Here is a 14103-nt window from a genome sequence, read left to right on the forward strand (position 1 = left end):
TTGGGGAGAGCTACGAGTTGACTGGGAATCGAGAACAGCGGCTGACGGCTTTTCATCACGATCCATCCGCTCTCGCCACTGGGCACGAAGCCGGTCGTGCATTTGCTCAAACTTGCCCTGAGCGCTCCACCGTCGAAAGGTCTTGTAGACGTTGTCCCAATGCGGAAACTCGTGAGGCAGCATTCGCCATGAGCATCCCGTGCGCACGACATAACAGCACGCTTCCAAAAGCGTCCTTCGGGAGTGACGAGGCGGCACGCCACGGCCTCCCGAGACTTCAAACAAATCAGCGACCAGCGTCCATTCTGCGTCCGTCAGACAACTGGGGTAGCGCTGTTCCGGCAACTGGCGCCGGTGGGCCTCGGTGTAACCATAAGACTTCTGAGCCTCAGATGGCTGGAAACTACCTTTGGCTCGTTCCTTTACACGAACGATCCCGGCCAGCCTCAGCGCTTTGGCAAAGGTATCGGGATGAGCGGTAATACCCGTTTCAGCATGGAATGCCTGCGCCAGTTCGGATTGGCTGGAATAGGGTTGCGCATGAGCGAGCCTGGTCAGCAGAGGGTAATGCTCCGCAGCGATTACGGGCGGGCGTCCGGTTTTAGGCATGGCTCAATGCTGCGTAGGCAAGGGACAAGCAGCTTACTTTATTTTGTCTACACCCTCTTAGAGCAATGTTGAACGTACATGTTGAGGAGTTTATTAATAGTGACTATCAGCGTGTTTGATTTTGCCAGTGCTAGTTTTTCCATTACTTTGTTTTTCAATGAAGCGAGGCGCGGTACCCCTCCTTGTACCAACCGAGTGTCCTTCATTGCCCTTTGGTGTTGCCGCTTGCCTGCAGGCGGCTTTTTTGTAAGCGTCCGCCCAACTCACCTTGCGTAAGTCAGGCCGGTTCCCATTGATGCGGCAGCAAAGCCTCAATCTCGCTAGCCCGCTGTGTTGGCAGTCGCGTCAACACGTCCTTGAGATAGGCATACGGATCATGTCCATTCATGCGCGCCGACTGAATCAGGCTCATGATCGCCGCCGCCCGCTTGCCACTGCGCAGTGATCCTGCGAACAACCAATTGGCACGCCCAAGTGCCCACGGTCGTATTTGGTTCTCGACGTGGTTGTTATCGATGGGCAAGGCGCCGTCGTCCAGGTAGCGCGTCAGCGCTACCCAGCGTTTCAAGCTGTAATCCAGAGCTTTGGCGATGGTCGAGCCTTCGGGTACCAGCTTGCGCTGGGTCAGCATCCAGTCATGCAGTTTTTCAGCGATGGGAACCGCATCTCGCTGACGTATTCGCCGACGGTCGTCTTCGCTCATGTCCTTGGCCTGCCGTTCGACCTCGTAGAGCGCACCGATTGTCAGAAGGGCCTGCTCGGCCAACTGGCTCTTGTTCGCCGCATGCAAGTCAAAGAACTTACGGCGCGCATGGGCCATGCAGCCAATCTCGACGATGCCCTGTTCGAAACTGGCCTTGTAGCCGGCAAAGTCATCGCACACCAACTTGCCGCGCCAGTCGCCCAGGAAGTTACGCGCATGCTCGCCGGCACGGCTCGGGCTGAAGTCGTAAACCACGGATTTAAGCTCTGCGTAAGCAGTGCTGCTATAGGCCCACACATAACTTCGATGGGTTTTCTTTTCACCCGGTGCCAACATCTGAACCGGTGTTTCATCGGCGTGGATGACTGGTTGAGCCAGCACCGCTTCACGCAGGGCATCGACAAGCGGTTGAAGCTGCGCGCCGGTTTGCCCGACCCACCGGGCCAGTGTCGAGCGTGGAATCGCCAGGCCGGCGCGGCCAAAGATCTTTTCCTGCCGGTACAACGGCAGGTGGTCAGCGAACTTGGCCACCATGACATGGGCCAGCAGACCTGCGGTGGGGATGCCTTTGTCGATGACTTGCGCCGGAACCGGTGCCTGTATCAGGGTTTCGCAACTTCGGCAGGCCCACTTTCCACGTACATGCTGCTCAACCGTGAACACGCCCGGCGTGTAATCGAGCTTTTCGCTGACATCTTCACCGATGCGCTGAAGCTCGCAGCCACACGCACATTGGGTGTTGTCGGGTTCATGATGAATCACGGTGCGCGGAAGCTGTGCAGGCAGTGGTGCGCGCTTGGGCTTCTGGCCTGGCTCTTTTGGGGCTGGGTCGGGATGAAGTGCGTTCAGCTCGGCTTCGATGGCCTCAAGGTCAGTGCTGAGCAAATCATCGAGCAAGCGGCCTTGCTCTGGACTGATCTGTTCGCTGCGTTTGGCGTACTTATGACGTTTGAGGACAGCGATCTCATGAGTGAGCTGCTCGATGACGATCTTGTCGTTCTGGATCTTGCGACTCATCGTCTCGACTTGAGACTGCAATGTCAGCGTCTGCTCGAGCAACGCGCGCAGCTCTGCAGGGGTCAGTTGGTCGAGGTCGGGTAAAGAAGTCATGCCGCCAATCATGCCAGAGCAACACACTGGCGGCGATTGGCGGTTATGCCAATAGTCAGTACTAAAGCCGTGTGATGGTGCTGTTGGCACCCATGCGTTGCCAAGGTAATCCGACGATGAGTGCCTGAACTTGCTCGCTGTCCAGTTCCATTTGAGCGCCGTGACGAGCGCCCGGCCAGTGGAATTTACCTTGGTTCAGTCGGCGTGCTGCCAACCACACGCCAATGCCGTCATGCACTAGCACCTTCATCCGGTTGGCGCGGCGGTTGGCAAAGAGATAAGCGCAGTGCGGCTTCGCCGCACCGAAGACCGCGACGACGCGGGCCAACGCCGTTTCGGTGCCGGCGCGCATGTCCATGGGCTCGGTGGCGAGCCAGATTGTATCGATGCGAATCATTTGACGAGACCGCGAATGAAGCGCGCACAGCCATCGGGATCGACAGCGGGCCAGATCACTGTGACTGTTTGTAGTTTGAACGGAATTTCGATGCGCGCCAGTGTGGGTTGTGCAGGCTCAGATTCGGGCTTCATCGTCAGCGGCACGAATGCCGGTAGCGCGTCAGGTTGACGGTCACGATAGAGCGGAATCCATTTGCGCACCAGGTTGGCGTTGATGCCATGGCGCAGCGCGATGCTGGCTATCGATACGTCAGGTTGAAGACATTCCTGGACGACTTGGGCTTTGAACGGTTTTGGATAAGAGGTGCGCTGGCGCATGGTGATCCTTGCGATAAGGGCGATGGTGTCCACGTATTTTTAGGTGGACACCATCGCCCTTAATGCTGAGATTCTGAAGGTGTGTTTGCTGGCCGCTTACACTTGGGCAGCTCTCCAGCATAGTTCAGCCGCCGAGAATGTCCTGTTCCTGGACCTTTAGGAGAAGGTTTTGTCGAGGATCAAGGCGTCCGCTTTCGCCGGGCCTGATAGCGTGCCAGGAGAGATTGAACAGAGAGACCATGAACCAAGATGCTCAGCGCAACGACTGACAGAACCAGGTTGCTACTCTGCGCTGCAGCATTTGGGGGAAGCCCGTGATTTATCGCGTAGAAGAGATAGTACAGGCTGCCGATTCCCTTGATACCGAACCAGCCCAGAAGTCCTCGCTGCGGAGCATCCAAACCTTGGCGCAAAGGGGTGAGAAAAACACTGAGTGGTCGGATGATACAGAACAGTGCGCCCGCTACGATGAGCCCCTGCCAATCCCAGTGCTCCAGCAGCACCACACCCAAGAGTGTGACCAGAAAGACTTCCATTGCTCGCTCAACCAGGCTGCCAAACGCCAACATATCACCCAGCATGATCCCTGCCGCGACGCGGGAGTCGTCGAGCTCTGCGACATCCCCCTTAACGGCCAGCTCTGGCGCCACATGCTGGTGACCCACCACCGGCTGCACCAGATGTTCTGCCGCAGGATCTGAAGGACTCGCAGCAGTAAGCACTTCGGCCTGCCGCAGCCCGAGTCCCGCGGCGAACACGGCCAGGAAGCCATAACCCTGTATCGCCTCGGTGATGACATAAGCAAGCGCCACGAGAGCGAGGGCAAGATAATCATTAGGCGAGACAGTGCTGTCGTCGTTGCGCAAGCGCAAGTAGAGGGTCAGCTTGCCTAGGCCTCTTCCCATCCAATACCCGCACAATGCGCCGGCGGAGGCTGCCCATAGCACATCCCCGAAGACCCAATGGATGAACCACGGCTCCCCGGGATCTCGCTGTAACAGCAGCCCCAGCGTTACGAAGGGAAAGGCCACACCGTCGTTCAACCCGGCCTCTCCCGACAAACCGAAGCGCACAGGGTCATCATCCTGGGCATCTACCACCTGCACGAGGGTTGCAAGCACCGGATCTGTGGGGGCGAGAATGGCGCCAATTAGCACCGAAACGCCCCAACTCATGTTGAGTGCATAATGAAGCAGGAGGCTTACACCTCCTATGCACAGCACGAGCACTGGGCCCGCAAGGTAGAACGCTGTCCGCCACCTGGGATTTCGAAGTGGCAAACGCAATTTGAGGCCGCTGAAGAAAAGAGAGAACAGCACGGCCACTTCGGTGAGGTGTTCCAGCCAACCACTCGATTTAGAGAGGTCCAACTGTAGCAACCCTAGAGCAGGTGAACCGAGCGTGGTGCCAAGGCCAAGACAAACCACCGAGGTGGTAACCGGTGCCCAGCGAAGATAGGACGATGACAGGGCTAGGACCAAGAGCACTGCGCCCAGCATGGCGAACCAAACGATGAAGGTCATTACCCAAACGCCTTGAAACTCAGATGGTGAGCGTTCGAGTGGGTACCGAAGCGGCTCGTTCAGCCTGTCTCCAGATGTCACTTGTCTAGCCGACCAAATGTAAAAAAAGATTTCAGGCTCTCACGACGGTCCTACGTTCTAGTACACCTAGGAGAAAGTCATGAAATTCGCGCAGTTCTGCCAATGGCTCGCCAACCGGTCGGGGAAGCCAAGTACATTTTTGATCGCCGTGGTGCTCATTGGGTTATGGGCTATCTCAGGGCCCTGGTTCCACTACAACGACACCTGGCAGCTCATCATCAACACCTCTACGACGATCGTCACTTTCCTGATGGTGTTTCTGATCCAGAACACGCAGAACAGGGATAACGACATCATCCACGTGAAGCTGGACGAGCTGATTCGAGCCACCAAGTCGGCTCAACGTTCTGTCTTGGATTTGGAAGATATGGACAGCAAAGAGCTTCGAGCGCTGCGCAGGGAATACCGCGCGATGGCTGAAAATTGCGGTCAAGCGGATTTGCAGGAGCCAAGCGCTCCTGAGGATGGAGAGCAGCGCGTAAATATCGATCAGCAACGCTAGCCTGGGGGGTTTGATTGATTAAGGAAACTCCGAACAAGTCAGCACAGGCCATCTGACCTGTGCTGAAATAGCCCTCTGTCCAACAGCCCTCTACAAGCCCTCCTTCCCATGAGTCAGATGAGCTTTTCCGATTTCGAGTACGCCGGTAAGCGCAAGCAAACCCGTCGCGAGCGTTTCCTGGCCGAGATGGAGCAGGTGGTGCCGTGGAGCGGTTTGGTGGCATTGATCGAGCCGCATTACCCAAAGGCCGGCGGTGGTCGCAAGCCGTACCCACTGGAAACCATGCTGCGTGTTCACCTGCTGCAAAACTGGTTTTCGCTGAGCGATCCGGCCATGGAAGAAGCACTGTACGAAATCACGTCGATGCGCCAGTTTGCTCGCCTGACGCTCAGCGCTCCGATCCCCGAAGACACGACGATCATGAATTTCCGGCACCTGCTGGAGAAGCATCAGCTGGCGGCGGGCATTCTGGAAACCATCAACAATTACCTGCGAGACAAGGGCCTGTCGTTGCGCCAGGGCACCATTGTCGACGCCACCATCATCCACGCGCCCAGTTCGACCAAGAACAAGGAAGGCAAGCGCGATCCTGAAATGCATCAAACGAAGAAGGGCAACCAGTACTATTTCGGCATGAAGGCGCACATCGGCGCGGATGCTGAATCGGGTCTGGTGCATCACGTTCATGGCACCGCCGCGAACGTGGCCGACGTAATGGAAGTTGCACAACTGCTGCATGGCGCAGAGAACGTCGTGTGTGCCGACGCGGGCTACACCGGCGTAGAGAAGCGGCCTGAGCACGACGGGCGGCCAGTGATCTGGCAGATAGCTGCGCGACGCAGCACCTACAAGCACTTGAGCAAACGCAGCGTGCTCTACAAAGCCAAGCGCAAGATCGAAAAGGCCAAGGCGCAAGTGCGTGCAAAGGTGGAGCACCCGTTCCGGGTGATCAAACGCCAGTTCGGCTATGTAAAGACGCGTTTTCGCGGCTTGGCCAAGAACACAGCGCAACTGACCACGCTGTTTGCGCTGTCGAATCTGTGGATGGTGCGCCGGCAATTATTGCCTGCTGCGGGAGAGGTGCGCCCGTGAGGGCAGAAAACCAAGGCTGTGCCTTGGTTATCCAATAATCAGCGGGTGAAAATCGGGCTTTTCGGCATGCCCAAGCCGTCCATTTCCGGCTGATGGGCAACTTGTTCGGAGTTTCCTTAACCCCGCGCGAGTCGCACTCAGCATTGCGTTCTGCGCATAGATGACTCTAGCGCGAGGGCGCCATTATGGCGCCCCAACGCAGGCTACTTGATTACGATCGGATTGACCGGTGCGCCAGTCCCCCCTACTACCTTCAGCGGCGCAGCGGTGTACAAGAAAGTCCATTGCCCATCTTCGGCACAGTCGGCGGCAAGCGGATCCAACTGCGCAATCTCTGTCAGGGTAATACCAAGATTACGCATCAATGCGTTATGCAGTGGCAACGCGACGCCGGAAACCGGGTCGACGGTTACTTCGTTGGCAATGGTGTCAGTCACGATGTTGGGAATTTCCATGTCCTGGAACCATTGCACAAGCTCCGGGCTATAGGTCAGTCCCGGTTCGATGAAGTCTTTGTAGAACTCTTCGCTGTCGCGATAGTAGAACGAACCGATCCATCCTGTACGAATGAGCAGAATGTCGCGTTTCTGGATCTTGACGCCTTGAGCGGCAGCGGCGTTCATCAAATCCTCGTGATTGAAGGTTTCCCCTGGTGCCAACACCTGCTTGTCGCGAAAGCGCGCCATGTCGATGAGAATCCCACGCCCCACGACGCCCTTTTCCCCAATCGGTGCGACGCTGGCCTTCGCCAGCCCGCCGATGGTGGTGTCTGCATCGTAGCCGTTCCAGATCTGATCGTCGTACCACACGTGGCCAAGGGCGTCATATTGCGTTGAGCCCTGCAGATGGAAAAACATCACATCGTCAGCATACTCGTAGCAACCTGGGAAATGCGGTCCTTTTCCACAGTTGTAGTGCCCGCGATCCATGATGTTCATACGCCGCGCCGGAGTACGTCCTGGCCAAACCGGATCGCCCTTCTCATCGCCAATACGAACCTGCAGGGTAAAGGTCTTCCCCTGCCGGACTTGGCTGACACCCTCCAAGGCTTCCTTGGCAGTGAGGTAGTTCAGACAGCCGACTTCATCGTCAGCGCCCCACTTACCCCAATTGCGCGGAGCGTCTTTAAGCAGTTCACGTACGTGAGGTACTTTTTTATCGGACATGATTGTTCTCGTTTGTTGTTGTGACCATCAATCAGAATAGGGAGCGTCTCAACTCATGTTGCACGCGCTGCGGCTGACCAGCGACCGGTCATAACGCTTGAACCAACCCGCCGTTTCCCGGGTGAACAGTGCCGTCAACAGTGCCGCCACGAACATCAGCGCTGAGATGAACACCAGGGCAAGGTGATAACCTGCGGACTGCTCGAAACCGCCTCCGGCCCCAATGAACAAACCAATCAGCAGCGGGCCGAAACCACCCGCGTAAATGCCTGCGTTAACCACCGAGCCTGCCAAGCCAGTCGTGCCGGGTTTGGCTGAGTCGAATGCGATCGCATACAGCAAGGTGTAGGGCGCATTCATGGCGAAACCGGCAAACAACTGCACGCCGATCAGCCACCCGAGGCTGACCGAGGTATAGCGGAACAGATACATGCCCACGCCCAGCCAGAGAAAGACGATCACCAGGCTCAACTTTCGACCGATTCGATCCGATAGCCATCCCCACAGGATCTGGCCGATCCCACCCGTGATAGTGAAGAGCACAGAGTACGCTGCGGCTTGGGCAAAGTTGTAATGCGCAACGAACGCGAGGTATTGCGGCAACCAGAAGCTGATGCCGAAGTAGCCGACTATTGCGAACATCGAGATCAGGGCAATGACGCTGATATTGGGGTTTCGCAGGACGTCCTTAAGCACACCTTTTTGCGGGATTGCAGGTGTATCGCTCAGACTCGGTGCGGTTTCACCAACGGCGGCGACATGCGCCGTAAATTTTCGATAGCGCGCTGCCGTGCTGAACTTCCAGTACAAGGTGAATACGATGATCATGGGAATCGGGAACAGCAAGAACGCATAGCGCCAGTTTTCCGGGCCGTAGGCGTTCAATAGCGCACTGATCGCCACACCACCAATCAACGTGCCCCACGGGTAACCCGTGTGGTGAAGACCGAGCGCGAAGCCGCGACGCTCCTTGGACCACCACTCGGCCAGGGAGGTGACCTCCACGGCCTCGCCCACCCCGCCAAAAGCATGGGAAAGGATCTGCAAGCACACCAGCACGCCCAATGAAGCGGTGAGGAAGTTGAAGCCCGTCAGGAACGTGAACAGCGTATAGGCGAATACGATAGGCAAATGCCGATATTTGCGCCGCCAGCCATGACCACCTTTATCCACCCATACCATCAGTGGCACAGCGAGCAACGATGTCGAGATGGTGATGACCGCCGCCAGTAACCCGGCCATTTCAGCGCTGGTTTTGAACTCGCTGGTGATTGAAGGCAACACCATGAAAAACAGGTGCCGTGAATTGGCGTCCAGCGCATACACCAGCCAGAGCAGCAGCATCGCGCCCCAGGAGACAGCGCCGGCGCCCTGTATTTTTTTTGTAGAAAGGCCAACAGCGGATTGAGGGTCGCTGCGAAGTTCCATTAGAAAGCTCCGATATTTGATTATTGTTATTTATTGGCTTCCTGGCCCGCTCATGCACGAGGGTGCATGAACCTCTCACTCAGCACGCCTGGTGCGTGGAAACGAGTGTGTTCAAGCTTATGCCGACAGGCATGCACAGAGCATCGCTGCCCAGAGCAAACCCGCTTTGCCTGTGCGGCACGGCAACTTGGCAGGCTCCTTGCGTTACGCCTGCCATTTGGCACGGGAACTAGGGCAGATAGTCCTCAAGGATCAGATCCGCCGCCCGCTCCGCCACAGCCATTACCGCGCCCTGGATATTCCCTGAAACCATGGAAGGCATCACCGAGGCGTCGACCACTCGCAGCCCCTGCAAGCCATGCACCCTAAGTCGCGAGTCGACGACTGCGCTTGCGTCTTCGCCCATCCGACAGGTGCCCAGAGGGTGGTAGATGGTCTGCCCTGTCTTGCGGGCAAACTCCAGCCATTGTTCATCTGACTGCGCCTGCAGCCCAGGGCTGGTTTCCTCCTCGACGAAGCGGGCCATGGCTGGCTGCATGACGATCCGACGCGCGATCTTCATGCCCTCGACAATACAGCGCTGGTCTTCGTCTGCAGCCAGCATGTTGGGACGAATGGCCGGCATCGCGTTTCGGTCACTGCTTTCAATATGCACCGAACCAATCGACTTGGGCCGCAGTTGGCTGACCCCGATGGTCATGCCAGGATGCTTGTCCAATATCCGATTCGCAGCATTGGCATAGCTGGCGTGCACGAAGAAATACTGGATATCCGGCGTAGGCAAGCCTGGGTCGGTCTTGATGAACCCATGCACCAGGCCGGTTCCCAGCGTCAGGATGCCGGTTCGCCGGGTAAAGTATTCGGTCACTGCCAGCCCCAGCCGCCAGCCACGTGCCAGCTCATTCAAGGTCACGACGTTCTTCATGCGCCAGTTCATGCGGGTAGCAAAGTGGTCGATGTAGTTCTCCCCGACCCCGCGTAGCTCGTGCTTGAGTGGTACACCAGCGGCGAGCAGCACCTGCGGCTGGCCAATGCCGGACAATTCCAGCAACTGCGGAGACTGGATGGCACCGGCGCAAAGAATGACTTCAGCATTGGCTTTGATGCTGACTTGCTCACCATTGTGTACATAGGTTACGCCCGTGCAGCGTTTCCCCTGCACGTCGACCCGCAGTACATGCGCATGGAGGACGATGTGCAGATTTGCCCGTGACCTGGCCGGTTTGAGGTAGCCGTCGACTACACTCCAGCGCCGCCCATCTTTTTGCGCCACTTGGTAGTAGCCAAAACCGGTCTGATCCCGGCCGTTGTAGTCAGCATTGTGAGGATGACCATCCTGCGCAGCTGCTTCCAGGAAAGCGGTGGACAGCGTGAAACGCTCGCTGACCTGGTGGATGTGCATGGGGCCCTGGTGCCCACGCGTCTCATCCCCCGATGCATAATTCTCGATCTTTCTGAAGTAAGGTTTGAGTGTTTCGAAGTTCCAACCCTTGGCGCCTGATTCTGCCCATGCGTCATAGTCGCCTGGTTGGCCGCGCACGTAGATCATGCCATTGATCAACGTCGAACCACCCAGGCCTCGCCCGCGGGGCACAGCGATTTCACGATTGTAGGTGCCGGCTTCAGGTTTGGTCTTGAAGTCCCAGTTGAAACGTTTGTCCACCATCAGTTTGCTGAACCCAGCCGGAATCGGGATCCAACGGCCATTGGGCTCCCCGCCTGCTTCCAGCACCAGCACACTGTGTTTGCCTGATGCAGTCAGGCGGTTGGCCAGGATGCAACCGGCGGTGCCGCCACCGACGATGACATAGTCGTAGTTATTCATGGGTTGCTCCCATCGCCGCGGCCATGAGCGCGATCTGGGACTGCAGCATTGGCCGCCCCGGATGGACCCGACAGCCGCGCTCGGCAGCCGCAACCAGCAAGGGGGTATGTTCAGGCTGCATGATGATTTCCGCCACGGTTTGCTCCGGGGTCAGGCGCTGAACCTCGCACGGATAATCATCGCTATCGCGCAGTCCCATCGAGGTAGCGTTCACCACCAGGTCGTGCCCAGAAGGGTCCCTGCCCCCCAGCTTGAAAGATACATCTGGGAAAAATCCCGCGAGGCGGGTCACCAGTTGCTGTGCTTTGGCCTCGGTGCGGTTGGCAATTGTCAGCAGTGCCACGCCGGCCTCAGCCAGGGCAAAGGCGATCGCTTGCGCGGCGCCACCGGCCCCAGCGAGATAAACCGTCTTGCCGGCAGGCTCGATCGCCGCGTTGCGCAGGCCGGCGACAAACCCGACTCCGTCGAGGATGTCACCATGCAGCCGCCCTTCGGCATCCCGACGTACGACATTTACCGCGCCCACTTGGCGAGCCGCCGGTGACAAGCTGTCGCACAACGGCACGATGGCGCTCTTGTGTGGGACCGTGACCACAAACCCGTCCAGATTCTGCAGGGCCCGCAGGCCATCGACCGCGGTAGCAAGCTGAGTCTCGTCGACATGAATGGGCACCATCACCCTGTCATGCCCCCAGGACCGCATGAGTGCGTTCATGTCTTCTGGTGTTTTCACATGCACAATGGGGTCGGCGACGATGGCAAAGAGCCGTGTATTTCCGGTGATTTTTTGAGTATTCGATGGTTCGCGCATGGAGCTCAGGCCTGTGTATAGGTGGTCTTGATGGCGGTATAGAACTCACGGGCGAACGGGCCTTGCTCCCGTGCACCATAGCTGGAGCCTTTGCGCCCGCCGAAAGGAGCGTTGTAATCGACCCCCGCCGTTGGCACATTGACCATCACCATGCCGGCCGTGGAGCGTGCCTTGAAGTCGCTGGCGTGCTTGAGCGAAGTGGTGCAAATGCCGGACGACAAGCCGAACTCGGTATCGTTGGCCAGGCGCAGGGCATCATCGTAATCCCGGGCGCGAACCACACTGGCGACTGGCCCGAACACTTCCTCGCGGTTGATCCGCATATGATTTTCGGTGTCGACGATCAGTGCCGGGTTCAGGTAGTAGCCCTGAGTTGCTCGCACTACACGTTCGCCACCGAAAACCAGACGCCCGCCCTCGCGGGTGGCAATATCGATGTAATCGCAGTCCTGCTGCAGTTGGCTTTCGCAGACGACGGGACCAATGTCCGTACCTGCTTTGGTGGCGTTGTCGATATTCAGCATCGCCAGCCGCTCGACGACAGCAGCTACGAAACGATCATGAATGGCGTCTTCGACGATGAAGCGACTTGAGGCAGTACAACGCTGGCCTGTCGAGAAAAACGCGCCTTGCACCGCCACTTCGACAGCCTGCTCGAGGCTGGCATCGTTGAGCACTACCAGTGGATTCTTACCGCCCATCTCAAGCTGAACCTTGGCACCCCGCGCCATACATTCGAGGCCGATGGAACGCCCAGTCTGGGTTGACCCGGTGAACGACAACGCCCTGACCTTGGGATGCTTGGCGAACACATTGCCAACCTGGGAGCCTGGGCCCATGACCAGGTTGAAAACACCTGCCGGGAGCTGACCTGCGCGGCTTATGATCTCCGCAAGGGCCCAGGCGCTAGCGGGTACCAGGTCTGCCGGTTTGAACACCACCGCATTGCCATATGCCAATGCCGGCGCAATTTTCCAGGCGGGGATGGCAATGGGGAAATTCCAAGGAGTGATGATGCCCACTACGCCTTCAGGCTCGCGCCGTACTTCGGCTTCGACATCCGGACGAATATTTGCGAGGCGTTCGCCCGACAGACGCAGAGCTTCGCCCGCGAAAAACTTGAACACCCTGCCGGCGCGGACCACCTCGCCGACGCCCTCTACTAGCGTCTTGCCCTCCTCCCGTGAAAGCAGCAAGCCGAGTTCTTCTTTGCGTGCGAGTATCTCGGAGCCGATCCGGTCTAAGGCATCGCCACGCTGTTCAGCGCTCATCCGGGCCCAGGTGGGTTGCGCATCATGCGCAGCCTCTACGGCCAGCTCAGCCTGGCGGGTATCGGCCCTAGCGTATTCGCCGACGATATCGGTGATATCCGATGGGTTGATATTGCGATTGATACTCGCACCCTCGACCCACTGGCCAGCAATGTAGTTCTTGTTCATAGCCTATTCCGATTGACAGAGTGTCTGGACAGTCGCGTCCGGCAGCTACGAAATGCTATCCGGGGCACTGACGACACCTTAATCGAACAGGTCGCAGGCGAGTTGTGACTCCACGGCAAAGGGGGTTTTCCCTGAGTTCACAGGACCGCAAGTATGACAGGCAGGGTTCTCCCCCTTTTTTGTTAACGCTTCGCCTTTGCTGGAGGCTGGATCGTCCAGGGATTCAGCGCGATATGCTGCTCCATCGCCTTGATAAAGGCCCTGATACGGGGACTGACATTCTTGCGGTTTGGGTAGATCAGATAAATCGGCTGCGCGATGCGGCTTTGATAAGACTCCAGCACCGGCAGCAATCGCCCGGCTCTCAGGTCCTTACCGATATGGAAATCGGCGAGTCGAACAATGCCGCCACCATTCAACGCGAGCGAGCGCAGCAAGTCCCCTTGTGTGAATGTCGAACGGGGCTTGATGGGAACGATCGTTGTCTCGCCAGCGTGCTCGTAGCTCCAGATGTTCCAGGGGCTGTTGAACGCGAAGTGGAAGCAATCGTGTTCGAGCAGGTCGGCAGGCGTTTGCGGCCGACTACGCTTCTCCAGGTAGGAAGGAGCAGCGCAGGTAATCCATTGGGCCTCACCAATACGTCTGGCAACGCGCGATGAATCAGGCAATACACCACTGTGAATGGCAACATCCAGGCCGTGATCGAACTGATCAACATACTGCGCGCCCACCTCGATGGTCACCGAGAGATCCGGATGATCAGCCAGGAAGTCTGGCAGCCAAGGTATGATCTGATGCTTGGCGAACGTCGCCATCGTATGGATGCGCAAACTTCCGCTTAGCCGGCCAGGAAAAAGCTCGGCGAGGGAGTCGGCTTCCGCCATGGCGTCCATGACCGCACGGGCACTGGTCAGGTAGACCGCCCCCTCCTCGGTTAGCGTCAAGGCTCGGCTCCCGCGCTGAAACAGGCGTACTGAAAGGCGATCTTCCAAGCGAGTGACAAGTTTGCTGATCGCTGATGGCGACAGGTCATTGGCCCGAGCAGCGGCCGAGAAGCTCCGATGCTCATAGGCCCACAAAAAAGCAAGCATCTGCGC

At 57.9% G+C, this 14103-nt stretch carries 13 protein-coding genes; 2 read left to right on the forward strand and 11 right to left on the reverse strand.

The features are described 5' to 3' along the window. The 5 genes from B2Y33_RS16595 to B2Y33_RS16615 all read right to left on the reverse strand — a co-directional run. A partial coding sequence (locus B2Y33_RS16595; RefSeq protein ID WP_154212032.1) for a transposase occupies window positions 1–609 on the reverse strand: 609 nt, incomplete at its 3' end. Window positions 610–886: 277 nt separating this feature from the next. Then, entirely contained in the window at window positions 887–2422 is a 1536-nt protein-coding gene (tnpC, locus tag B2Y33_RS16600) for an IS66 family transposase (RefSeq protein ID WP_206406144.1), read from the reverse strand. A gap of 61 nt (window positions 2423–2483) precedes the next feature. Beyond that, complete coding sequence (tnpB, locus tag B2Y33_RS16605) at window positions 2484–2819, reverse strand: IS66 family insertion sequence element accessory protein TnpB (RefSeq protein ID WP_009682063.1); 336 nt, start codon at window positions 2817–2819, stop codon at window positions 2484–2486. Next, entirely contained in the window at window positions 2816–3139 is a 324-nt protein-coding gene (gene tnpA, locus B2Y33_RS16610) for an IS66-like element accessory protein TnpA (protein WP_009682062.1), read from the reverse strand. The genes tnpB and tnpA overlap by 4 nt, the downstream gene beginning before the upstream one ends. Window positions 3140–3318: 179 nt before the next feature. Then, window positions 3319–4662, reverse strand: coding sequence for a cation:proton antiporter (locus B2Y33_RS16615; protein ID WP_009682061.1), 1344 nt, complete (start codon window positions 4660–4662; stop codon window positions 3319–3321). A gap of 160 nt (window positions 4663–4822) precedes the next feature. Between B2Y33_RS16615 and B2Y33_RS16620 the strand changes: the two genes are divergently transcribed. Both B2Y33_RS16620 and B2Y33_RS16625 read left to right on the forward strand, forming a co-directional pair. Further along, window positions 4823–5245, forward strand: a complete 423-nt coding sequence (locus tag B2Y33_RS16620; RefSeq protein ID WP_009682060.1) for a low affinity iron permease family protein — start codon at window positions 4823–4825, stop codon at window positions 5243–5245. A gap of 108 nt (window positions 5246–5353) precedes the next feature. Continuing rightward, the gene (locus B2Y33_RS16625; protein ID WP_081264849.1) at window positions 5354–6337 is read left to right on the forward strand and encodes an IS5 family transposase; all 984 of its coding nucleotides are present in this window, start codon (window positions 5354–5356) and stop codon (window positions 6335–6337) included. Between the two features lie 203 nt (window positions 6338–6540). Here the strand turns inward: B2Y33_RS16625 and B2Y33_RS16630 are convergent, their stop codons facing one another. From B2Y33_RS16630 to B2Y33_RS16655, 6 genes are all read right to left on the reverse strand, one after another. Next, window positions 6541–7503, reverse strand: a complete 963-nt coding sequence (locus tag B2Y33_RS16630; RefSeq protein WP_016486894.1) for a cyclase family protein — start codon at window positions 7501–7503, stop codon at window positions 6541–6543. A gap of 48 nt (window positions 7504–7551) precedes the next feature. Continuing rightward, window positions 7552–8931 (reverse strand): MFS transporter, encoded by a 1380-nt coding sequence (locus tag B2Y33_RS16635; protein ID WP_052960499.1) that lies wholly within the window; start codon window positions 8929–8931, stop codon window positions 7552–7554. Between the two features lie 229 nt (window positions 8932–9160). Next, entirely contained in the window at window positions 9161–10756 is a 1596-nt protein-coding gene (locus B2Y33_RS16640) for a GMC family oxidoreductase (RefSeq protein WP_009684909.1), read from the reverse strand. Next, window positions 10749–11567 carry a shikimate dehydrogenase family protein gene (locus B2Y33_RS16645; RefSeq protein WP_016486891.1) on the reverse strand — a complete coding sequence of 273 codons (819 nt, stop codon included), beginning with the start codon at window positions 11565–11567 and terminating at the stop codon, window positions 10749–10751. Before B2Y33_RS16645 ends, B2Y33_RS16640 begins: the two co-directional genes overlap by 8 nt. A gap of 5 nt (window positions 11568–11572) precedes the next feature. After that, window positions 11573–13006, reverse strand: coding sequence for an aldehyde dehydrogenase family protein (locus B2Y33_RS16650; RefSeq protein ID WP_009684907.1), 1434 nt, complete (start codon window positions 13004–13006; stop codon window positions 11573–11575). 182 nt (window positions 13007–13188) lie between these two features. Further along, window positions 13189–14097, reverse strand: a complete 909-nt coding sequence (locus B2Y33_RS16655; RefSeq protein WP_009684906.1) for a LysR family transcriptional regulator — start codon at window positions 14095–14097, stop codon at window positions 13189–13191. Between the last annotated feature and the right edge of the window lie 6 nt (window positions 14098–14103).

It is taken from the genome of Pseudomonas sp. UBA5666 (assembly GCF_002420785.1).
Taxonomy (GTDB): domain Bacteria; phylum Pseudomonadota; class Gammaproteobacteria; order Pseudomonadales; family Pseudomonadaceae; genus Aquipseudomonas; species Aquipseudomonas fulva.